This window comes from Neisseria chenwenguii (genome assembly GCF_002216145.1).
GTDB lineage: Bacteria > Pseudomonadota > Gammaproteobacteria > Burkholderiales > Neisseriaceae > Neisseria > Neisseria chenwenguii.
Window position 1 is genome coordinate 764,694 of record NZ_CP022278.1, and the last position, 23,247, is coordinate 787,940.

Genomic DNA, 23,247 nt, shown 5'->3' on the forward strand with positions numbered 1-23,247 from the left:
CAAAACACCCACCGCAGAATTTTTTCAGACGGCCTACCCAAAGCCTGTCCGAACCCGCCACGGAACTACCAATGATAGAAAAACTCACCTTCGGCCTCTTCAGCAAAGAAGACACCAAAAGTTTTATGCGGCTGATGGCCTACGTCAAGCCGTACAAAGCCCGCATCATCTGGGCGTTGCTGGCGATTGTCGGCGTAGCCGCCACCGAAAGCTATCTTGCCGCCTTTATCGCGCCGCTGGTGAATCAGGGTTTCGCGCTGCCGCAAGCCGCACCGCAGGCGGGAGACATGACGACGATTGCCGGAAAAATCGGCTACATCAAAGATTCCATGAACCACATGATTTGGGGCACGGAAAACAAAGTTTGGGTGGTTCCGCTGTTTTTTATCACGCTGATTGTCATCCGCGGCATCTGCCGTTTTGCCAGCACTTATCTGATGACTTGGGTCAGCGTCGTCGCCACCGCCAACCTGCGCCGCGATTTGTTTACCAAAATGCTCGGGCTGTCTTCGCAAACCATGCAGAGCGAAACCGCCGGTGCGATTGCCAACCGTTTCGTGATGCAGGCCAACGCCTCCATCAGCAACGCCTCCAACGTCTTCATTACCCTTACCCGCGATACGCTGACCGTTATCGGCTTGGTTTGCGTTTTACTTTACCTCAACTGGCAGCTCTGTCTGGTTGTTCTGCTGATGTTTCCTGCGCTTTCATGGCTGTCGCGCTACTATAAAGGGCGCATGAAAGACATTCTGTTCCAATCCCAAGCCGGGATTGCCGAAATCAACAACATGGTCAACGAAACCCATGCCGGCCAGCGCGTCATCAAAATGTTCAACGGCTATGCGACCGCCGAGAAAAAATACGGCTTTATCGACGACCAACTCGTGCGCGTCAGCAAAAAAATCACCCAAGCCAGCGCCATGCGCTCGCCGTTCAGCGAACTGATTGCCTCCATCGCACTGGCCGTCGTGATTTTCGTCGCCCTGTGGCAAAGCCAGAAAGGCGTGACCACCATCGGCGAATTTATGGCCTTTATCGTCGCCATGCTGCAAATCGTCAGCCCGATTAAAAACCTTTCCAACATCAGTATCCCCATGCAGGGCATGTTTCTCGCCTCCGACGACATCTGCGGCTTCCTCGACATCCCCAACGAAACCGACAACGGCACCCAAACCATTGAGCGCGCGCAAGGCCGTCTTAAATTCGACCACATCGATGTGCAATACAACGCCGAAAGCCGCAAAGCCCTCGACAACTTCAACCTCACCATCAACCCCGGTGAAAAAGTCGCCTTCGTCGGCCGTTCCGGCAGCGGCAAAACCACCGCCGTCAATCTGTTACCCCGCTTCATCAACCCCAGCGCAGGCCATATCTATCTCGACAACATCGAAATCCGCGACCTTACGCTGAAAAGCCTGCGCAGCCAGTTTGCGCTCGTTTCCCAAGACGTATTTTTGTTTGACGACACCCTGTATAATAACGTCCATTACAGTCGCCCCGACGCCACGCCCGCAGAAGTCGAAACCGCCCTCAAAGCCGCCAACCTGTGGGATTTTGTCCAAAGCAATCCGCAGGGTTGGGACATGCCCATCGGCGCCAACGGCAGCCAGCTTTCAGGCGGCCAGCGCCAGCGCGTATCCATCGCCCGCGCCATCCTGAAAGACGCGCCGATACTGCTTCTCGACGAAGCCACCAGCGCGCTCGACAACGAGTCCGAACGCCTCGTCCAACAAGCCCTCGAGCGCCTGATGCAAAACCGCACCAGCATCATCGTCGCCCACCGCCTGACCACCATCGAAGAAGCCGACCGCATCATCGTTATGGACGAAGGCAAAATCATCGAGCAAGGCACACACACCGAGCTGCTCGCCAAAGGCGGATACTATGCCGCGTTGCAGAACATGCCCAAGATTGGGCAGTAGTTTTCAGACGGCCTAAACCAACAGGCCGTCTGAAAAACAAAAACACAAGACCACCATCAGGAAAGGCTGCACATGACAACGACCCACCCCCTCGTTTCCGTGATGATTCCCTACTACAACTGCAAAGACTACATCGTCGAAACCATCGAATCCGTCAGACAGCAGGCCTATCCCGACATTGAAACCATCATCATTGACGACGGCTCCGATGCTGAAAATGCCGCCTTTTTAAAACAACTGCTGCAAAACCATCCCGACATCAAATATGCCGCGCAGCCCAACCAAGGTGTCTCCGCCGCACGCAACCATGCCGCGCGGCTGGCAAACGGCAAATATTTCCTTTTTCTCGATGCCGACGACGTCATCCTGCCCGAATATATTGCAAAAGCCGTTGAAATCTTAGAAACGCAACCGGACTGCAAACTGGTTTATCCGAAAGCCGAATACTTCGACGCACAAAGCGGAGCATGGGAGATCCCCCCTTACGAAGGCTTCAAAAGCCTGCTTATGGGGAATAAATTTCCCTCCTCAATCTCATTCCACCGTGCAGCCGACTATGCCGCGTTAAACGGCTTTGACGAATTCCTCAACACCCACGAAGACTGGGATTACTGGATCCGTATGCTGGCAGACGGCGGCGAAGTGCAACAGATTCCCGAAATATTGTTCCGCTATCGGAAACGCAACGACGGCTCCTCCCTTATCGACCAACTGATCCAAGACCAAGACTTAAACCGACGCGACTGGCAGCGCGTGTACGAAAAAAACCAAACAATCTTTATGCAGCACCAATTAGGCTATTGGGACTGCATCCAAACCATCAATCAAAAAATACAAGAGTTAGAAACAACCAAACAGCTATTACAGGAAAATATCATGTCTTTCGAGCAGCAAACCCAAGAATTGCAAGCCCTGCTGGGTAAGATTCTCCAACAATCCGAACAGTCTGCCAAACAGACCGAATCCTTACAACGGCAAATCGAAACCTTGAGCAGTCATATCGAACAAAACGGAAAACTCCAAGAAAAACTGGCCTCATACGAGCAAAAGATCAAAACGTTGCAAGAACAGATTGACACCCTCACGGGCGAAAAAAACACCCTTGCGCAAACCGCACAGAATCTGAATGCCACCCATGCCGACTTAGAGCGCCATATCGCTCAAGAAAACCAACGCCTGACCAAATACAAAAGCCTGTGGACAGTCAAAGCATTCAAGCCGCTCGTCAAAACCGAACAGGCCATCAGCTCAGCCAACCGCTACCGCAAAAGCTTCCGTCTGCTGGTTAAAGAAAAAGGCAGCATCGGCAAGGCTTACCAGTATCTGCGTAAAACCTACAAACACACGCACTCTTTCAAAACGGTCAAACAGATTCTGAAATCCATCGATAAAAACGAAGTGATTGCAGAAACCGCTCCCCAGCCTTTGCCTGAAATCTTCACGCAGGCGGTATCGCAAGCCGCAAATGAAACGCTTGCGCTCAAAGTCGCCATCATTGCCGAAATGAGTATTCCGCAATGCAAAAAATACCGCGTGACCCAAAAACAAGAAATGCTGCAAGAATTGGGTATTCCCTGCTCGGTAACATCATGGACGGACTACGAAGAAGCCAAAAAACAGATTTCTTTGGCAAGCGTGGTGATTTTTTACCGTGTACCGGATTTCGACAGTGTGATGTCATTGATTGACGAATGCCGCCGTCTGAAAATCAAAACCTTTTGGGACGTTGACGACTTGATTTTTGACGAAGCCATTCTGCAAACCAGCAGCACAATCAATTCGTTAGACAAGCAAGAACGAGACGGTGTGATTAACGGTGCCAAACTTTACCGCAAAGCCATGCTTGCCTGCGACGAAGGCATCGCCTCGACATCAGGGCTGGCTCAATCTATGCGTGATGCAGGTTTGAAAACCGTCCATATCATTGAAAATGCGCTGGATACCGAGACCTTGAAAACCGCTCAGGAAATCAACAGCAAAACCCGTCATTCAGACGGCCTCATCCGTATTATCTACGGCTCGGGAACCAAAACCCATAATGTCGATTTTATGGAAGCGGCACCTGCTTTAGCTGAAACCCTGAAAAAATACCCGAATGTACGGTTCCGCTATATCGGTTTTTTGGAACTGCCCGATTATTTCAACAACGTAAAAGGACAAATCGAGCATATCCCGTTTTGCAGTTACACCGAATACCTGTCGCATTTGGCGGAATGCGACATCAGTATCGCACCTTTGGAAAACTTTATTTTCAATGATGCCAAAAGCAATATTAAATATATTGAAGCCTCCATTACCAAACTGGCCTCCGTATGCTCGCCGCGCGCCGCATTTGCCGACGTAATCGAAAACGGAAAAACCGCATTTTTGGCCGACAGCAAACAAGAATGGGCGAATGCCTTTGCTGCCTTAATCGAAGATGCGCAGCTGCGCCAAAACATGGCAGATGCTGCTTATGAAAACGTTACCCGCCGTTATGCACCTGCCGAAATCGGCAGACATTTGGCTGAAGTCGTCCATGATTCTGCTTTCGATAACCAGCAAAGCAAAGTCTTAACTTTTAACGTTTACTATTATCCTCAATCATTCGGTGGCGCAACCATTGTTGCCGAGCAGTTAAACAAACTGTTGGCAGAAGACGGCAAACGCAAGGTTTATGCCGTAACTACTTTACCGGTAACGCATCATCTGAAACCATACAGCACCATCCGTTACGAATACAATCAGGTAACCGTATTCGGCGTAGCCGTACCGCCTGCCGATTCCGCAAGTTACGACAATCCCGATTTCAGCAAAGCCGTGGCCGAAATCATCGAACTGGTTCAGCCCGATATTGCCCATATCCATTGCATTCAAGGTATTGGTGCAGGAATTGTCGATTTGTGCCGCAGCAAAAACATCAAAACAGCAGTTACCTTCCACGACGCATGGTGGATTTGTCCAAATCAGTTTATGCTTGACCACGGTCACTTCCGTGAAAATTGGGAAGGCGCCCCCTTCCCTAATGGAAAAATGCTGGAAAACGCACTATCCAAAATTGATTTATTGCTTGCACCAAGCCAATATTTTGCCGACGTACATGAACAAAAAATCCACCGTTCCGTAAGAGTCAACAAAAACGGGGTAACACCGCCCGCACACAAATTAGAAAAACGGAAATCACAAACCATCCGTTTCGGTTACGTCGGCGGAGCCACCCCGATTAAAGGAGTGCATCTGATTTTGGAAGCATTCAAAAAATACAATTTTGAATCAACCCAGTTACGCGTTGTTGACAATATGTTGAATGTCGGTTCGCAGTCTTTCTTCGATAAAGATTTTGAAGGCATCCGAAATTACCAAATCGTTCCGGCCTACAACCAAAACAATATCGACCGTTTTTTCTCAGAAATCGACGTATTGCTGTTCCCGACGCAATGGAAAGAAAGTTTCGGCCTGACTGTCAGAGAAGCCATTTTGCGGAATGTATGGGTAATTGCTACAGATGCAGGGGGTGTTGTAGAAGATATTATTGAAGGGGAGAACGGCACGGTTATCCCGTTCGACAGCGACAGCGAAGAGCTGAGCCGCGCAATTGAAGCCGTATGCAAACGCTATCGCGATCTGCCGGAAAACAGCATCATCGACTTACCAAAATCCCACATCCGTACATTTGAAGAACAACGGGACGAATTGTCAGATATGTATCAAAAATTATTATCCGAGTGATTTTTCAAATGGCCCGATTCAAATGCCGTCTGAAAAATTGATGATTCAACAGACATCATCCACTTCTACTTCGCCATGACTAAAAAATTTGGGGCTGACGTAGATTAGCAAGCGAATCAGAATCAAAAAAAAAAAAAAAAAAAAAAAACGAAGATAAATTATTGAAAATTAAATAAATATACGCACAAAAATTGCTGCAATTTTTACTCCGGAAGTAACCGCTTAACTTTGGTACGCTAAAAGAGCGGCTTAAAATACTGCGAAAATGGTGTGCTGTTTAGGGCTAAGTCTATACGTCAGCTCCAAATATATTTTAGACATCAAGCCGTATCAAAAAATCAACTTGTTATCATCATTGGCAAATTATGAATAACTCAATCGTTGCAACCTGTTCTATTTAAAACTAAACTAACAAAACTTAGTTTATTTAATTAACGAGGTTAATGATGCAAACCGTTAATATCCACGAAGCAAAAACCAACCTCTCCCGCTTGCTAGATGGTGTTGTACATGGAGAACCGTTTATCATTGCAAAAGCAGGCAAGCCGATAGTACATGTCATCCCCTACCAAAAGAAAGAAGCTTCCGCCAAACGCATCGGTTTTATGCCGTCTGCACATATTCCTGATGACTTTGATACATTGGGTGCAGAAGAAATTGCAACCATGTTTGCTGGGAAAGAGGAATGAAATACCTACTAGATACCCATATTCTCTTGTGGGCAGCCTACAACCATCCACGCTTAAGTAAAGTCGCCCGCAACATCATTGAAAATCAGGATGACGATTTGCTGTTCAGCGCAGCCAGCATTTGGGAGATCGCAATCAAATCAGAGCTTGGGCGACAGGATTTTTCCGTTAATCCCAATCTGTTCCGCCGCGCTCTTCTGGATAACGACTATACGGAACTGCCAGTCAGCAGTCTGCACGCAGCTGCCACAGCCAATCTTCCCGATATTCACAAAGATCCGTTCGTCCGTATATTGATTGCCCAATCGCAGACAGAGGGCATCGTACTGCTCAGTGCAGATGAAAAAGTCATCGCCTACGGCAATACTGTTCAGACTGTATGATAATACTTTGATTCTTAATCCAATATAAAAATTTAAACTCCAATAAGGAAACAACTGATGACTAGTGAAGAAATTAAGCAACAACTGAATGAACAAGGTTTTTACGAAGCTATTGAGTTAATCGAATACCTTGAAGGGGAAAATTTAAAAGGCGCAAAATATTCAGCACAATATTAACTGGCCTCCCAAATGATTCCGCTATTTGCAGCTTTAATTAGTGCCTACAAAAAGGAAAATCCACTAATATTCTGAGCTACAGTAGAAAATGCTAAAACTGTACTCCGCCAATATATCAACTTTGACAATGAAGACTAGGAAATTTTCCGTTCTAAATAATCCAGAAAGCACCTCATGACTACCCTCCTCATCGAACTTCTCACCGAAGAACTCCCGCCCAAAGCCCTCAATACTTTGGGCAATGCCTTTGCCGCTGCGATTGCCGAAGGCTTGGAAAAAGAACAGCTTACCGACGGCGCGGCAGACTATACCGCTTATGCTTCGCCGCGCCGTTTGGCCGTGCAGGTGCGCAATGTCAAAGCCGTACAGGCCGACCGGCATGTGGTAAAGAAGGGGCCGGCGGTGGCCAATGCGGTGAAAGACGGCGTGCCGACCAAGGCGCTGGAAGGGTTTGCCCGTTCGTGCGGCGCGGAAATTGCCGGTCTGAAAATCGTGAACGACGGCAAGCAGGATGTTTATGCGCACGAGTTCACCCAACAGGGCAAAGGCCTGTCTGAATTATTGGAAGATATCATTAATCAGGCAGTTAAAAAACTGCCGATTCCGAAAGTGATGCGCTGGGGCAGCAGCACGCATACGTTCGTCCGCCCCGTGCACGGCCTGATTGCGCTGCACGGCAGCGAAGTTGTGCCGATCAATGTGCTCGGCCTGCAAAGCCGTAATCAAACCTTAGGCCACCGCTTTCTTTCAGACGGCCTGATTACCATTCAAAATGCCGACAGCTACGCCGAACAGTTAAAAACCGAAGGCAAAGTCATCGCCTCGTTTGACGAACGCAAAGCCGTGATTCAGGCAGCTTTGAACCAAGCCGCAGGCCGTCTGAACGCCACCGCCGCCGCCGACGAAGCCCTGCTCGACGAAGTGGCCGCGCTGGTGGAATGGCCGGTGGTATTGGAAGCCGGTTTTGAAGAACACTTCCTCGCCGTGCCGCAGGAATGCCTGATTCTGACCATGCAGCAAAACCAGAAATACTTCCCGCTGCTAGGCCAAAACGGCAAGCTGATGAACCGCTTCCTGCTGGTTTCCAACCTCGAAACCGCCGACCCGTCGCACATCATTTCCGGCAACGAACGCGTCTTGCGCGCGCGCCTTTCCGACGCGGAATTTTTCTACAAACAAGACCAGAAAACCACGCTCGAAAGCCGTCTGCCCAAGCTCGCCCAAGTCGTGTACCACAACAAACTCGGCAGCCAGGCCGAGCGCATCGACCGCCTGATGAGCATCAGCGGCTACATCGCCAAAGCGCTGGGCGCCGACGCCGCCACCGCCGAACGCGTCACCCGCCTATCCAAAGCCGACCTCGTTACCGAAATGGTCGGCGAATTCCCCGAACTGCAAGGCACCATGGGCAAATACTACGCCCGCCTCGACGGCGAAAGCGAAGAAATCGCCAACGCCATCGAGCAGCACTACCGCCCCCGTTTCGCCGGCGACGCGCTGCCCGAAGGCCAAACCGCCACCGCCGCCGCGCTGGCCGACAAGCTCGAAACCCTCGTCGGCATCTGGGGCATCGGCCTGATTCCCACCGGCGACAAAGACCCCTACGCCCTGCGCCGCTCCGCGCTCGGCATCCTGCGCATGCTGATGAACAGCGGCCTCGGCATTTCCGACGTCTTGCAAACCGCGTTCCAAACCTTCCCCGCCGGCAAACTTTCCGAAAACACCGTCGCCGAAGTTGCCGACTTCATGCAGGCGCGTTTGGCGGTACTGCTGCAAAACGACTACGCCCAGGACACCGTCGCCGCCGTACTCGCCCAACGCCCCGACCGTTTGGACGACCTGACCGCCAAGCTGCAAGCCGTCGAAACCTTCAAACAACTGCCCGAAGCCGCCGCGCTCGCTGCCGCCAACAAACGCGTGCAGAACCTGCTGAAAAAAGCAGACGCCGAACTTGGCGCCGTCAACGAAACCCTGCTCGTACAAGACGAAGAAAAAGCCCTCTACGCCGCCGCTCTTGCCTTGCAGCCGAAAATCCAAGCTGCCGTTGCCAACCGCGATTTTCAGACGGCCCTCACCGAACTGGCCGCCATCAAACCGCAAGTCGATGCCTTCTTCGATAGCGTCATGGTCATGGCTGACGATCCTGCCGTGAAACAAAACCGCTTGAATCTGCTCAACCAACTGGCGCAGCAGATGAATGCGGTGGCGGATATTTCGCTGTTGGGGGAGTAAACCGGTCACATAAAGATGCCGTCTGAAAATTTTCAGACGGCATCTTTATTTTGTCCACGCAAGGTTTCGTTCGGTTTCTTATAAAACCAGGCTTCAATCTGCACAGAAACGGCGGGGTGGTATGCATTTCCAAGTACTAGCTGTAGTGAAATTGCCCAATAAGTATAGTTATAAATTCCTAAAAAACGAAACCGTAGGCTGTAAGCCGCTTTCAGTACAAACAATATGGAACCGATTCCGTACTCGCTTCGTATCTTTTCTCATTTTATTTCACTATTAGGATAATAGAATACCAGGTTCAAAAATCCGACCGCTGCCATGCAGCTAATTCGCCGTCGTTCCGACCGAAATCCCACTCCGTTAATCGGCTGTTAAAACCGTTCATTTTTGCAAGATTTTTTTTATCGTTTTTCTCAAACCGATATTATTCCTTTTAAGACGATGGTTTAGACACAAAAAGCCCTTCTGCACCCAATATTTCTCCCGAACCATTTCCAGCTTCTTTATTCTAAACCATTCATGACAGAATAAACTTATTTAATAGTCATGAAATTAAATTTCAACAATAAATCTGGGAGTGAATCTATGTCAACCGAAACAACTGCAACAACTCTTGCTGCGTTATCCGCCAATGAAGCAGTGGCCGCAACACCGGCTGCATCTGAAACTGCTTCCGCTCATCTGAGTGCCAACACGATTGCCGCTTTCGATAAAGCAACCTATACCAGTGGCGAAAAGGTTACGTTAACCGCATCTTCTCCTGCCGAGACCATTACCAATGGTAACGGTTTCCCATCTCGGTAAGGAAATTTATTCCGCCGACCCTGCAAACGCAAAAGCCGAACTGCCGTCCGATATTTTTTCTCCGAATTCCGGATATACCGTTACCGTATCAACCGCAGACAGTGCGGGCGCAACGAAAACCCAAACACTCGGCCTGTCCGTAGAAGACGACTGGACGCTATATCCCCGCTACGGCGTGGTCGGCGGCTCTTCCGACCATAATGCTTCCATGACTAACGACCAACTGGAAGGTTATCAAGACGGTCTCGAGCAACTGACACAAATGCACATCAACAATTATTTCTTTTACGATGTGTACGACACAACCGGCAATCCTTTCCCTGCCAACACGGAAAGCTACAATCAGGAATGGGTGTCATGGTCTGAAAACAAGCCGAAAATCGACACAGGTTTAGTCAAATCGCTTGTCAACTACATCCATGAAAACGGCGGCAAGGCCATGCTCTACAACATGATAAACGCAGTCTCTGTAGAAAACGGCCAAACAGAAACATCCGTGCCTGAATCCGTCGTCAACGGCGCGGCTATCTACAATGCCAAAGACCACTCGGATTTCGGTAAAACCGGCAACTTGGCTCAAACATCCGTCCAACGGTTTGTCGATCCCGCCAATCCCGAATGGCAGAAATACATCATCGATACAATGATCAAAGCCATTAAGGAAGGAAATTTCGATGGCTGGCAGGCCGATACGATGGGCAACAATGTTGTCTACAAAATCAACGAAGACAGTACCAAAACAGAATTCAATATGTCCGACGGATACGACGATCTGTCCAAGGCTGCCGCAGAAGCCCTGAAAGAGCTCGGATATTCCTACATGATTAACGACATCAACACAGGAAATGCCGAGGCACTTTCCCAAACGGGCATAAGCGTTCCTTATTCGGAAATCTGGCCTATCGCAGGCGACGACCAATATTCCGATTTGAAAGAACTGGTTGACCGTTTGTACAGTCTGAACAATGTCTCCCCGATTCTTTCCGTTTACACTGAAAAAGGCATGGATGCGACCGGTGCGGAAAGTCTGAATCCCGACAGCGAACTTTTGGTCGATGCCATTGTAGCCGCCAGCGGCGGTTACCACATGACGACCGCAGCTTTGAACTCCAGCCAGAATGCCAATAGATTCGGAATTATCCAATCGGAATATTATCCGAACCAAAATATGAAAACCACACCGGCATTGGCAAAATCCGAGTTCAACTATCAGCAGTTCATTACTGCCTATGAAGAGCTGCTGCGTGGCAAAGGCCTGACCCAGTTGGATAACCATGCCACCATCCAAGCCTCAGATGGAGTTGACCTGACTTCCACCGGCGGCGAAGCCGGAAAAGTTTACACTTGGACCAAAGCAACCGCCGAAAGACGGAGACAACAATACGCTCCAACTGGACAACCTGAACGTGTCCATCCCGCTTGACGGTCAGATTACCAAAGAACAGGCTGAAAAAGCCGTTGTCTACGTCGCATCACCGGACAAAGGCGATATTTCCATGACTGCCCTCCAAACCACGTTTGTTGAGGAAAACGGTGTCAAAATGCTGAAAGTTACCGTTCCGCATATCGATATTTGGGACATGCTCTATGTAACAAATCTGAACGATACCATGAACGGCACGGGCAACGATGCTGATAATATCATTACCGGCAACGACGGCAACAACCGCTTAGACGGCGGCAACGGAAACGATACCATGAACGGCGGCAACGGAAACGACACCGTAAACGGCGATGCCGGCGACGACACCCTGTTCGGCGAATCCGGCAACGATCATCTGAACGGCGGCGCGGGCAACGACTCTCTGACGGGCGGCGACGGCGGCGACACCCTGCTCGGCGAATCCGGCACGGATACTTTGACCGGCGGTGCGGGAGACGACGTTCTGTTCGGCGGATTGAGCAATGATTTACTGCATGGCGAAGCCGGCAACGATACTTATGTATTCAGTATCGGCGAAGGCCAAGACACCGTTTCGGATAACGACGGCAACAATGCCATCCAATTCGGACAAGGCATCAAAATCGAAGATTTACATCTCGAAGCCAGCACCGACGGCCAAGGCGCGACTGACTGGACAATTACTATCGGCAATACCGGCGACGCGATTACCATCGACAACCAATATGCCGGTAGCAACAGCGCCAACATATCCATCAGCGAATTCCGTCTGGACGAAGGCACGTTCACCGTCGACGCACTACTGGAGAAAATGGCCGCCAACAACAGCTTCAGCGGTTTGGCAAACACCAACCCTGCGGTTGACAGCTTCAGCTACGCGGTCGACAACGCAACTGCCGTACAACCCGACAACAACTCTGCCATTGCTGTTTTATAAGCAATAAGGTTTGGTACGAAAAAATGCCGTCTGAAAATTTTTCAGACGGCCTCTTCATTTCCCACCCGTTCACCGCTTCAACGCCACATACCGCCCTTCAAACGCCGTTGCCAATTCCCCGCCGCTGCGGATTTCTACGGCAATATCAATCTTCGCCTTACCCTTCGTCACAAAATCTTCGTGAAACTGAGCAACCGCGGCTTCGTCTGTAATACGCGCGCTGACGGTGCCGTCTGAAAAGGCGGGGCGCAGGTAGCGGATTTTGCTGTTTTGAATCACGATATTGCCGTCTGCATCGGGGCAGAGCAGGTGCGTCATTGCCCAGCCGCAGAGGGTGGCGGCCAGCGCTGAGCTGCCGCCGAACAGGGTGTGGTGGTTGGCATTTTCCGCCAGCGGCAGCAGCAGGCTGACGCTGCGGGGGTCGGCGGTCAAAACCCGTATCCCCAGCGTGCGCACGGCGGGGATGTAGCGCAGCAGCGCGTCTTGCAGGATTTGGGCGCAAACGGTATCGGCGTTCATACGAAATCTCCCCATAAGGTCTGCATCGCAACAATTGCAGCCAATGATGCAGTTTCAGTTCGCAGCACTCGTTTGCCCAGCGTTACGGCCTGAAAGCCCGCGTCAAACGCCTGCTGCTCTTCCGCCGCCGTCCAGCCGCCCTCGGGGCCGACCATGAAAATCAGGCCGTCTGAAGACGGGGTGATTCGGTTGAGTTTCTGCGCGCGGTTGAGGCTCATCAAGAGCTTGGTTTTTTCAGACGGCATCTGTGTTAAGGCCGTCTGAAAAGAAACCAGCGGCAAAACTTTAGGCACGACGTTGCGCCCGCTCTGCCCGCAGGCGGCGATGACGATTTCCTGCCAGCGTTCGACCCGTTTGTCGGCGCGTTCGCCCGAAAGCCGCACCACGCAACGCTCGCTGATGACGGGCCGGATTTCGTTCACGCCCAATTCGACGCTTTTCTGCAAGGTAAAATCCATGCGCTCGCCGCTGGAAACGGCCTGTATCAGCGTGATGTTTAACGGCGATTCGCTGTCTGCCGCCTCTTCGCGCAGAATTTCCGCCTCGGCGCGGCGTTTTTCCAATATCTGCAAACGGGCGGGATAAGCCTTGCCGTTGCCGTTGAACAAAACGATTTCTTCGCCCGCGCGCAGGCGCAAGACGTTCAGATGGCGGACAACATTTTCGGGCAGCGCAATCAGGCCGCCCGCATTCAGGGGTTGGGAGAGGTAAAAACGGGGCATCGCAAAAGGCTTCGGGTATAATAAACGGCCTCCATATTGGCGTTTCCACACCGAAATAGCAAGGATAAAAAGTGCTGCACCAACTCCAAAACGTCGTCCGCCACATCGCGCAAACCGAAATCATGCCGCGTTTTCTCAACACGCCTTCCTACCGAAAAGAAGACGGCAGCATGCTCAGCGAAGCCGATTTGGCCGCACAGACCGCCTTTGCCGCCGCCCTGCCGCTGATCGCCGGGCGCCCCGTACTCGGCGAAGAAATGAGCCCTCAGGCGCAGGCCGGGCTGTGGCAGCAGCACCATTCAGACGGCCTCTGGATTGTCGACCCCATCGACGGCACCAACAATTTCGTCAACGGCCTGCCGCATTTCGCCGTCTCCGTTGCCTACATCCAAAACGGCCGCGCCCAAGCCGGCGTCATCTATAATCCCGTCAGCGGCGAATGTTTTACCGCACAGCGCGGACAAGGCGCCCACCTCAACGGCACGCGCCTGCCGCTGCGGCTGGTGTCGAAAAAACTCAGCGAAGCCATCGCCGGCGTCGAAATCAAATACCTGCGTTCGGGCAAACTCTCCAGCCGCATGAACACCCTCGCCCCCTTCGGCTCCATCCGCAGCATGGGTTGCAGCACGCTCGACTGGTGCTACCTTGCCTGCGGGCGTTACGACGTATATGTCCACGGCGGACAAAAACTCTGGGACTACGCCGCCGGCGCCCTGATTTTCGAAGAAGCCGGCGGCTGCCTGTCCACGCTCGAAGGCGATGAATTTTGGAGCGGCGAACACGTTTTCAAACGCTCCGTCGTTGCCGCGCTCGAACCCGAATTATTCCGCCGTTGGGAAAAATGGATACGCGAAAACCAATGACGTGCAGCTTATCCGATTAAAAAACCGCCTATCCGCGCAATTTACTTAAATCGTCTCACTTCTTAACAGCATTTAATACTGATACAGGTAGAATAAAAACCGCTGAGACACACCGCTCTTTTATCCCTTTTGGGCGGTGCAGCAAGTAAGACGTTTTCCCGCAATGTATTGGCCATTCATACTTCTCCCTTGGTATGAATGGTTTTTTTTGTTTGGAATTTATTGTTAAATATCGTGCAAAACTGAGCCAGGGAAATGGGGAGTTGTGCTCCAAAAGTGAGCCACTCTCCGTTTGTTATAAACTGCTCCGCTTTATCACACAGCGGAGCCCAACCTGGATGTTATGTATGGAAACCATCGCAAAAGTGCACCGGCTTTTTCACCGGCAGAAACTCTCACAACGTGAAATCGCCAAACAACTCAAACTCTCCCGCAATACAGTCGCTAAATATCTGCAGCACGCCACCGTAGAACCCCCCGTCTACCGCAGAGAACAAACCCATTACCCCAAGCTCGGTCCTTTTCTTGACGCATTAGCCCAACAATTGCTCCAAGAAGCCAAACTGCCCAAACAGCAACACCTTTCCGCACGCCGGCATTTCGAACGCATCAAAGATGCCGGTTATACCGGACAGTACAGCGCCGTTGCCGCATTTATCCGCAAATTCCGTCAACAGCACCAACCCAAACCAGTTCCGGTCTTTATGGCTCAGGCTTTTGCTCCGGGTGATGCTTATCAGTTTGACTGGAGTATCGAAACCGTTTGTTTGGCCGGACAGACCGTCAAGGTGAATATCGCCCATTTCCGCTTATGCCACAGCAGGGCTTTTTTCATTTGTGCTTATCCCAATCAGAAAGCCGATATGTTGATGGATGCGCACAACCGCGCATTCGCTTTCTTCGGCGGCGTACCTACCCGCGGTATCTACGACAATATGAAGACCGCCGTTACCCGCATCGGCAAAGGTAAGGAGAGGGAATTTAACGCGCAGTTTTTACAGATGATGACCCATTTTCTCATTGAACCGGTTGCCTGTACCCCGGCTTCCGGCTGGGAGAAAGGGCAGGTCGAAAGGCAGATACGCTACCTACGTGAAAGATTGTTCAAACCGACTTTGGCTTTTGATTCCTTCACCTCTCTCAACGACTACCTGCAGCAGCAATGCCTACGGCTGATGCAGCAGCACAAACATCCCGAATACAGGCAGCCGGTTACCGACATATGGGAAAGGGAGAAGCATTCGTTGGCCGCTTTCCGTCCCTATCCGGCAGAACGTTTGGAGATACTCAAAGTCAGCAACCAGTCTTTGGTTACCGTCGAACGTCACCGTTACAGCGTACCGGTCGAATGGGCGGGCAATACGGTTAGGGCTTATATCGGCGCACAGACCGTCCGCTTTTGTAGCGATACCGACTGCATTGCCGAACATCCGCGCAGCTTTGTGAAGGACGGCATCAGCTATAACCCTTGGCATTTTTTGCCCTATCTGCAAAAGAAACCCGGCGCGTTAAGAGACGGCAGGGCTTTTATCGGCTGGGTGCTGCCGCCCGTCATAGAGCGACTGAAAGCCTGTTTGCTTAAACAGCCCAAAGGAGACAGGGTGATGGTCAAACTGCTGAACCTGATGGCCGAATACGATGCTGACTTGGCATTGACGGCGGCGGAATTGGCATTGGACGAAGGTATGCCGACACCGGAGGCGGTATTGAACATCATCAACCGTCTGAAAGAACCGCCTTCACCCCGTTTCCATATCAGGGACATCCCACTTACCGTCCCGCCGTCAGTTGATTGCAGCCGTTATGACCGCTTACTGAGTTTGTCGGGCAAACAAACGGATACGGTGAAGGAGAAACATCATGCAGCATGAACGTTTGGTTGGATTGCTGAAAGAATTGAAACTCGGTGCGATGGCGGAGCAATGGGATGAAATCGTAGTGGACGGCATCCGTCGCAAACGGGGTACGCTGGATATTCTGGAGCGGTTGTTGACTGCCGAACATATAGCCAAAACAGCAAGAAGCACCCAAAACCGGATTAGCCAGGCAAGGTTTCCGCAACACCGCAGTTTGGCCGACTTTGATTTTGAGCAGAGTTTGATACACCGTCCGGCCTTGGAACTGCTGTTGGGCGGGGGCTATATCAGACAAAAGCGTAATGTGGTGTTGGTAGGCGGACCGGGTACGGGTAAAACACACATTGCCACAGCACTGGGTATCGAAGCTGCGACACAAGGATTTAGGGTACGTTTTTGGAATGTACTGGACTTGGTCAACAAATTGGAAGCAGACAAAGACGAAGGCCGTCTGAAACTGACCGAACAGCAATGTCGGTACGATTTGTTGATTCTTGATGAGTTGGGGTATCTGCCGTTTAGTCAGAAAGGCGGTGCGCTGCTGTTTCATCTGATGAGTCAACTGCATGAAAGGACGAGTATTGTCATGACGACCAATTTGGCTTTTAGCGAATGGGTGAAGCTGTTTATGGATGAAAAGATGACGGGTGCTTTACTGGACCGCCTGACTTATTGCTGCGATATTTTTGAGACGGGCAATGATTCTTACCGGATGAAACACCGCTCATAGGGTGGCTCAATTTTAGACCACAACTGTGGCTCAGTTTTGGAATGGAATTGACAGAATTTATAGTGAATTAAAATAAAAAATCTACTTCGTTGACTGCGGCCGGGCTCAAAGAGGACGATTCACTAAGGCGCTGAAGCGCCAAGTTCATCTGTCCCGTACTGTCCGCGCCTTACCGCCTTGTGTCTTTCTTATTTTATTTCACTATAGCAAAGGCCGTCTGAAAAGTGTGCGAACATTTTTCAGACGGCCTTGATGCAGAAACGGCAGCCGTAGGGCGGATTGGCCGGCCCATCATTGACCATAGGTCAAAATCTAAACGCCGGGAATTCCCGTAAACAGTTTTTTGCCTTTCAGGCATACGGTGGGTAGGGATACCCCTACGGTTATTGTTTGCCGAGCAATGAATCCGAACTTCCCCCCACCCCAACCCTCCCCCGCCCCGCAGGAGAGGATTAGGGTGGGGTGGGAGGCAGGGCGCAACGACATAGGCCGGGCTTCAGCCCGGCTTAAAGTGTGAGAACTGCGCAAACCAGACTAAAAAACATTCTATATATTTGAATTATTTAATTTATTTCACTAAAAAAGTTTCAGACGGCCTAAAGAAACCGCCCGCAGCAGGCTTTGAATTTTTTGCCCGAACCGCACACGCAGGGCTGTTTCATGGTCGGCAGTTCAACGGTCGGGTCGAGGAAATACCAGCGCCCGTCGATATTGACGAAAACCGAGATTTCAAAGTGTTCCAAAGTTTCGCCTTTTTCGCGGAAATGCGCGGTAAACTCCACCAACGCGTGCTGTTTGCCGAGGTTTGGGTTGAAATCCGACACCTCCAGCCCCAGCCATTCCGTTTCCTTGCTCCACGCGGCGATGGCGGCTTTGTCCAGCAGCGGCTGCTGCGCGGGAACGGTGGTTTCGACAATATAATCAACCTGTTGCAAGACAAACGCGCTGTAACGCGAGCGCATCAGCGCTTCGGCGGTCGAGGCGGCGGTTTCGCCCGAATGCAGCGGACGGCAGCATTCGGCATAGGTTTTGCCCGAACCGCAGGGGCAGGTTTTTTCAGACGGCATAACGGGGTTCCGAACAGGTTTGGAAAGGGGGATTATAACGGCGGCAGGGTAAAAAAGCGGGTCGGGGATTGTTGCACAAATCGACAAGGCCGTCTGAAAAGAAACAAAATGTAATGCAGTCAATCTGTTAAAATACCCGCTTTCGATTTTGAGCCGCTGTTTTGCCATGAACATCCACACCATCAACCGTCTGCTGCCGCAAACCCAATGCCGCGAATGCGGCTTTTCCGGCTGCCTGCCCTACGCCGAAGCGCTTGCCAAAGGCGAAGCGGCGGTGAATTTGTGCGCGCCCGGCGGCGGGGCGGTGATGGCGGATATTGCGGAACTGCTCGGCAAAAGCCCTGTTGCGCCCGCGAAAATTCAAACCAAAGCGTTGGCGTGGATAGACGAGGCCGTCTGCATCGGCTGCACCGCCTGCATCCGCGCCTGCCCCGTTGACGCGATTATGGGCGCGCGCAAGCTGATGCACACGGTCATCGCCGAAGAATGTACTGGCTGCGGCCTCTGCGTCGCGCCCTGTCCGGTGGACTGCATCCATATGCAGCCGGTCGAAGCCGATTTTCTGCCGCAGGCGCGCAGTTTGGGCGAAAGCGCGGAACCGCGTTTTGCCGCCGCCGAACACGCGCGGGCGCGGTTTGAACGCCGCGAAACGCGCAAACGGCGCGAAGCCGACGAACGCCGCGCACTTTTGGCCGAACGCGAAGCGGCGGTCAAAGCCAAAATACAGCGCGCGCCCGAAACTGCGGCGAAACCCGCGTTCAACCCAGCCGATTTAATCGCCAAAGCGATGGCCAAAGCGCAGTCGCAACAGGCCGCGCTGGCCGACGTTGCCAACCGCGAGGATTTCAAAACCAGGCAGATTGCGGAAGCCAAACAGCGCGCCGAGCTGCGCCGCGCCCAGCGCGACATGAAATACGGCAGCGATGAGGAAAAAGCCGCCGCGCTGGTTTACCTGCGCCGTTACAAGGCCGAACAGGAAGCGAAGGCGGAGCGGACGAAAGCGGAGAAAAGGTAAGATTTGGAACATTCGGATTAGAGCGGCATGAGGCCGTCTGAAAAACTGCATGGGCAGGATTTTCAGACGGCCTTTGGTTTTTAGGCAGGCGGTCGGTTAACACCCACTGTTTGACCGTAGGTCAAAATCCGCATGTTTGAAATTTTTCAGACGGCTTTCCTGCCTTTCGGGCAGGTGGTGGACTGACACCCATCCTACGGCAGATTTTTCAAACTTTTCAGACGGCCTGTCCGTTTTGCCCTCTCCCCAACCCTCTCCCACGGGAGAGGGAGCGCGTTTGCGAAGATTCGGGCTTTTCAGACGGCCTAACCGGTTTTTGCATCCGCCGTAGGGTGGGTGTAAACCCACCGTTTGACCGCAGGTCAAAATCCAAACGACTGAAATTGCATCAACGGCTTTCCTGCCTTTCAGGCAGGCGGTGTGGGTTGACACCCACCCTACGGTTGGTTTTCACAAACTTTCAGGCGGCCTGTCCGTTTTGCCCTCCCCGACCCTCCCGCGGGAGAAGGAGTGCGTTTGCGAAGATTCGGGCTTTTCAGACGGCCTTCACACCCGCTCGTTCCGGCTGAGAATCCGATACAGAATTCCGGCGGTTATCATGCTGATAAACAGGGAAAACTGCGCAATCGGGGCCAGCGGCGGGTAGAAATCGGCGGTCAGAACAATGCCGACGGCGAGCAGCGAGGCGGGGACGAGCGATTTGACGGCGGCGTGGTTGTAGCCGTTTTGGTAGAAATAGGTGCTGCCGGGCGAGTTGTCGAAGAGGTCGTCCACATGGATGATGCGTTTGCGCAGGATGTAGTAGTCCACCAGAATGATGCCGTACATCGGGCCGAGGGTGCCGGCGAGCAGATCGACGGTGTGGTGGATGACTTCGGGCGAGTTGTAGAGCCGCCAAGGCATGATGACGACGGAGAGAAAGGCGGCAATCAGGCCTCCTGTGCGCCAGCTGATGCTGCCGGGGTGGAGGTTGGAAATGTCGTTGGCGGCGGAGACGAAGTTGGCGACGATGTTGGTGCCGACGGTTGCAATCACGAGCGTGAACGACAGCAGAATGACAATGCCGACGTTGTCGATTTTGGCGACGATGCCCAAGGGGTCGATAATCATTTGGTTGAACACGGCGGGCGTACCGGTGATGGTGATGATGGCGGTCAGGGCGAAAAAAGTGAAGTTGACGGGCAGCCCCCAGAAATTGCCGCGGCGGGCGTCTTTCATGCTGCGGCAGTAGCGCGAGAAGTCGCCGAAATTAAGCGTCGGACCGGCGAAGTAGTTCACAATCAACGACATACCGACGAGCATGGCGACGACGGTTTCGCCGAAACCAAGCTGTTTGGAAGAGAGGCTGAAGCTGATGTTTTCCCAGCCGGCGTGGTAAACGACCCAGGCCATCAGTAAAAACATGACGATGCAGACGGCAGGGCCCGAGTAGTCGAGGAAAATCCGTATCGCCTCCATGCGCATAAGGAACAGGATGGTCTGCATCGTCCACATCATCATGAAGCAGAACCAGCCCAGATGGGAAAGACCGAGAAACTCGGGCGCAACCCAGTCTTGCAGCGTGGGAAAAAATCTCAGTAAAACAATGGACAAGGTTATCGACGCCAGATAGGTTTGGATGCCGTACCAGACAATCGCGATGATGCCGCGGAACAGTGCGGGAATATTGGCGCCGTGCACGCCGAACGACATCCGCGCAATCACGGGATAGGGCACACCAGCGGCCTGCGAGGGTTTGGCCAAGAGATTGGCCATGACCATCACGATGGAAATGCCGCCGATGAGGACAATCAGAATCTGCCACGGGGTCAGCCCCAGCGCAAACAGCGTGCCGGCGAAGATGTAGCCGCCGATGCTGTAAACGTCCGACATCCAAAACGCGAAGATGTTGTACCAGTTCCAAGTCTGCTGCGCAGGCAGCAAATCGTCGTTGCTCAGACGCGGATTATCGGGTTTTTCGGTCTTCAGTTTGTCGATATAGACAGGCATGGCGGGACTCCTTTGCGGAACACGGGTCAGGTCTGTAAGAGCGGTTCCCCCGGGTCTGTTGACAATTCATCTGCGAAGCAGGGTTTGGAGCGGAAAAATGCGGATGCAAAGCGGAAAGCGCAGCAAGGTTGGACACCTCGCGAGCATTTCCAACGCGGCAGACGCGTTTTCCGCCCAAAAACTGCCGCGTGATGAAATGTCGGCAGACCCATCATTACTATATGGACGGTAGCGGATTTCGAAGCTATCGCTTGGCGACAAGAACCTGTTTTGAGACGACCGGGTTTCAGACGGCATCAAACCGCTTGAGGCCGTCTGAAAATTTCTTGGGAACGGCGCCGCGGGGTGGGTTTGCCAAACTTTTCAGACGGCCTGTCCGTTGTGCCCTCTCCCTCGGGAGAAGGAGCGCGCTTGCGAAGATTCGGGCTTTTCAGACGGCCTTAAACGGGATCGGAGGCCGTCTGAAACATTTGAAGCACCCAACCTGTTCCCTCTCCCGCGGGAGGGTTAGGGAGAGGGCTGTTTGAGGTTCACAAACTTTTCAGACGGCCTCACCAGTTTTCACACCCACCGTTTGACCGCAGGTCAAAATCCAAACATCTGAAATTTTTCAAACAGTTTTCTTGCCTTGCAGGCAAGCGGTGGGTTGACACCCACCCTACGCGTGATTGCGGTTCAGGCGTTTCAGACGGCATCAACCGTTTCAATGCCGTCTGAAAACCTCACACCCGTATCATCAGGCTGTTTTCCCGATGCTGCTGCGGCGTGCAGCCGAACCAGCGGTGGCAGGCGCGGATGAAGTTGCTCAAATCGGAAAAACCCAGCCTGAAGCCGATTTCGGTAATGCTGAGGTTGCTGTGCATCAGCAAATCGTGCGCCATGTCGTAGCGCAGGTTGTCCAAGAGGCTGTTGAACGAGCTGCCTTCGCTGCTGAGACGGCGTTGCAGGGTGCGCGGGGTGAGGTGGAGTTTGGCGGCGATGTCGGGCAGGCGCGGTTCGCCGTCTTCCAGCGTTTCGCGGATTAAGGTGCCGACGCGGGCGGTGATGTCCATTTGGCGGAGGCGGTTGAGATAATCGCCGACGAGGGTGGCGTTGATGTCGGTGAGTTTGGGATTGGCGCCGGCGTAGGGTTCGATGGTGTCTTCGTAGGCAAACGAGATGGAATCGCGCTCGCAGCCGAGGTTGACGGGCACGCCGAAGTAGTCGTCGAGCCGCGCGGTATCGCCGCTATCGGGGAGGGAAAGGGTAACGGAAACGGGGACGACTTTGTGCTGGGCAAGGCTGCACGCCTGCCGGTGGATAAAGGCCAGAACGGCCAAAAGCGCGGAATTCATCGGCTCGTGGCCGCTGTCGGTGCGCAACACCAGCTTGGTGCCTTTAAAATCGGGCGGATGGTCGAAGCTGATGCGCATGGTAGTGGAAATGATTTTGCAGTAGCGCACCATCAGCATCATCAAATCGGCCAGCGAGGCGCAGGTAATCATCGCCAGCCCCAAGCCCTGCAAGGCGGAGGCTTGGATTTCGCGCCCGACTTGGAGGCCGAAAAACGGGTCGCCGGTTTGATCGATCAGCAAATCCCAAAAACGGCGCATGTTGTCAACGGGATAACGCGCGTCGGGAATGTGCAGCAATTTGGCGTCCAAACCTGCGGCGTCTAAGAGCGGCAGCGGGTCAACCCCGTAACCGCGCGCGGTTTGGCAGATGGATGAAACCCAGCTCACTAAGACGCTGTGGGCGGACGTATCGGAAGAGATGCTGTGGCGGTTCATAAAGCGCTCCTTGTTCTGCGGAATCACTGCATAAACGTTTTCGCCGACAGCTCGGGCGCGCACTGCTGCGTTTTTTCCTCTACACGCCCTTATAGTATTTGCTCTAATCATAGCCGAAACGGCAACGCCTTTTTGTAAACAAGGCTAAAGATATGTTGGGTTTATGTTTTAAAACATAAAGATAAATTTCTTTTGTAATTGTTTGGTATGTGGTGGTTTTAAAGGTAGCAGTTTGGGTATTGATAAAAAGGCCGTCTGAACAAACGGGGCTTCCGAACGGCTGTTTGCGGTATTCAGACGGCCTCAAACGATTTGATGCCGTCTGAAACCTGCACATCCGTATCAAACTGTTTTCGCAAAGCGGCGGCGGCGTGCAATGCCATAGGGGGTGTCAACCCACCGTTTGACCACGGGTCAAAAAAAACCAATGTCTGAAATTTTTCAAACGGTTTTCTTGCCTTTC

At 52.3% G+C, this 23,247-nt stretch carries 17 protein-coding genes; 12 read left to right on the forward strand and 5 right to left on the reverse strand.

The annotated features are described in order from the left end of the window. Window positions 1-71 precede the first annotated feature (71 nt). The 8 genes from msbA to BG910_RS12745 all read left to right on the forward strand — a co-directional run bounded on the left by msbA (window position 72) and on the right by BG910_RS12745 (window position 12,254). The gene (gene msbA / locus BG910_RS03770) at window positions 72-1,922 is read left to right on the forward strand and encodes a lipid A export permease/ATP-binding protein MsbA (RefSeq protein ID WP_089035692.1); all 1,851 of its coding nucleotides are present in this window, start codon (window positions 72-74) and stop codon (window positions 1,920-1,922) included. Window positions 1,923-1,994: 72 nt separating this feature from the next. After that, window positions 1,995-5,630, forward strand: a complete 3,636-nt coding sequence (locus BG910_RS03775) for a glycosyltransferase (RefSeq protein ID WP_089035693.1) — start codon at window positions 1,995-1,997, stop codon at window positions 5,628-5,630. A 443-nt stretch (window positions 5,631-6,073) separates the two neighbouring features. Beyond that, window positions 6,074-6,319 (forward strand): type II toxin-antitoxin system Phd/YefM family antitoxin, encoded by a 246-nt coding sequence (locus BG910_RS03780; protein WP_232462234.1) that lies wholly within the window; start codon window positions 6,074-6,076, stop codon window positions 6,317-6,319. Next, window positions 6,316-6,702: a type II toxin-antitoxin system VapC family toxin gene (locus BG910_RS03785; RefSeq protein WP_089035694.1), complete on the forward strand. Its 387-nt coding sequence runs from the start codon at window positions 6,316-6,318 to the stop codon at window positions 6,700-6,702. Before BG910_RS03780 ends, BG910_RS03785 begins: the two co-directional genes overlap by 4 nt. A gap of 351 nt (window positions 6,703-7,053) precedes the next feature. Continuing rightward, window positions 7,054-9,111, forward strand: a complete 2,058-nt coding sequence (gene glyS, locus BG910_RS03790; RefSeq protein WP_089035695.1) for a glycine--tRNA ligase subunit beta — start codon at window positions 7,054-7,056, stop codon at window positions 9,109-9,111. A 585-nt stretch (window positions 9,112-9,696) separates the two neighbouring features. Further along, entirely contained in the window at window positions 9,697-9,915 is a 219-nt protein-coding gene (locus BG910_RS12740; RefSeq protein WP_123805826.1) for a hypothetical protein, read from the forward strand. Continuing rightward, window positions 9,890-11,338: a glycoside hydrolase family 66 protein gene (locus BG910_RS12540; RefSeq protein ID WP_089035696.1), complete on the forward strand. Its 1,449-nt coding sequence runs from the start codon at window positions 9,890-9,892 to the stop codon at window positions 11,336-11,338. Before BG910_RS12740 ends, BG910_RS12540 begins: the two co-directional genes overlap by 26 nt. Next, window positions 11,322-12,254, forward strand: coding sequence for a calcium-binding protein (locus BG910_RS12745; RefSeq protein WP_269766460.1), 933 nt, complete (start codon window positions 11,322-11,324; stop codon window positions 12,252-12,254). Before BG910_RS12540 ends, BG910_RS12745 begins: the two co-directional genes overlap by 17 nt. A gap of 69 nt (window positions 12,255-12,323) precedes the next feature. Here the strand turns inward: BG910_RS12745 and BG910_RS03805 are convergent, their stop codons facing one another. Further along, complete coding sequence (locus BG910_RS03805; protein ID WP_089035697.1) at window positions 12,324-12,773, reverse strand: YiiD C-terminal domain-containing protein; 450 nt, start codon at window positions 12,771-12,773, stop codon at window positions 12,324-12,326. After that, on the reverse strand, window positions 12,770-13,495 hold the full coding sequence (locus tag BG910_RS03810; RefSeq protein ID WP_089035698.1) for a 16S rRNA (uracil(1498)-N(3))-methyltransferase: 726 nt from the start codon (window positions 13,493-13,495) through the stop codon (window positions 12,770-12,772). Before BG910_RS03810 ends, BG910_RS03805 begins: the two co-directional genes overlap by 4 nt. A 71-nt stretch (window positions 13,496-13,566) precedes the next feature. On the opposite strand from BG910_RS03810, the gene BG910_RS03815 reads away from it, so the two are divergent. The 3 genes from BG910_RS03815 to istB all read left to right on the forward strand — a co-directional run bounded on the left by BG910_RS03815 (window position 13,567) and on the right by istB (window position 16,944). Next, window positions 13,567-14,358, forward strand: a complete 792-nt coding sequence (locus BG910_RS03815) for an inositol monophosphatase family protein (protein ID WP_089035699.1) — start codon at window positions 13,567-13,569, stop codon at window positions 14,356-14,358. Between the two features lie 338 nt (window positions 14,359-14,696). Then, window positions 14,697-16,229, forward strand: a complete 1,533-nt coding sequence (istA, locus tag BG910_RS03820; RefSeq protein ID WP_089035300.1) for an IS21 family transposase — start codon at window positions 14,697-14,699, stop codon at window positions 16,227-16,229. After that, on the forward strand, window positions 16,216-16,944 hold the full coding sequence (istB, locus tag BG910_RS03825; RefSeq protein ID WP_332457770.1) for an IS21-like element helper ATPase IstB: 729 nt from the start codon (window positions 16,216-16,218) through the stop codon (window positions 16,942-16,944). Before istA ends, istB begins: the two co-directional genes overlap by 14 nt. Window positions 16,945-17,540: 596 nt before the next feature. Here the strand turns inward: istB and BG910_RS03830 are convergent. Then, entirely contained in the window at window positions 17,541-18,011 is a 471-nt protein-coding gene (locus BG910_RS03830; protein ID WP_089037128.1) for a YchJ family protein, read from the reverse strand. A gap of 166 nt (window positions 18,012-18,177) precedes the next feature. On the opposite strand from BG910_RS03830, the gene BG910_RS03835 reads away from it, so the two are divergent. Then, on the forward strand, window positions 18,178-19,026 hold the full coding sequence (locus BG910_RS03835) for an RnfABCDGE type electron transport complex subunit B (RefSeq protein WP_089035700.1): 849 nt from the start codon (window positions 18,178-18,180) through the stop codon (window positions 19,024-19,026). 546 nt (window positions 19,027-19,572) lie between these two features. On the opposite strand, the gene BG910_RS03840 is transcribed toward BG910_RS03835, so the two are convergent. Beyond that, the gene (locus BG910_RS03840; protein WP_089035701.1) at window positions 19,573-21,015 is read right to left on the reverse strand and encodes an NCS1 family nucleobase:cation symporter-1; all 1,443 of its coding nucleotides are present in this window, start codon (window positions 21,013-21,015) and stop codon (window positions 19,573-19,575) included. 722 nt (window positions 21,016-21,737) lie between these two features. After that, window positions 21,738-22,847, reverse strand: coding sequence for an AraC family transcriptional regulator (locus tag BG910_RS03845; RefSeq protein ID WP_198344825.1), 1,110 nt, complete (start codon window positions 22,845-22,847; stop codon window positions 21,738-21,740). Between the last annotated feature and the right edge of the window lie 400 nt (window positions 22,848-23,247).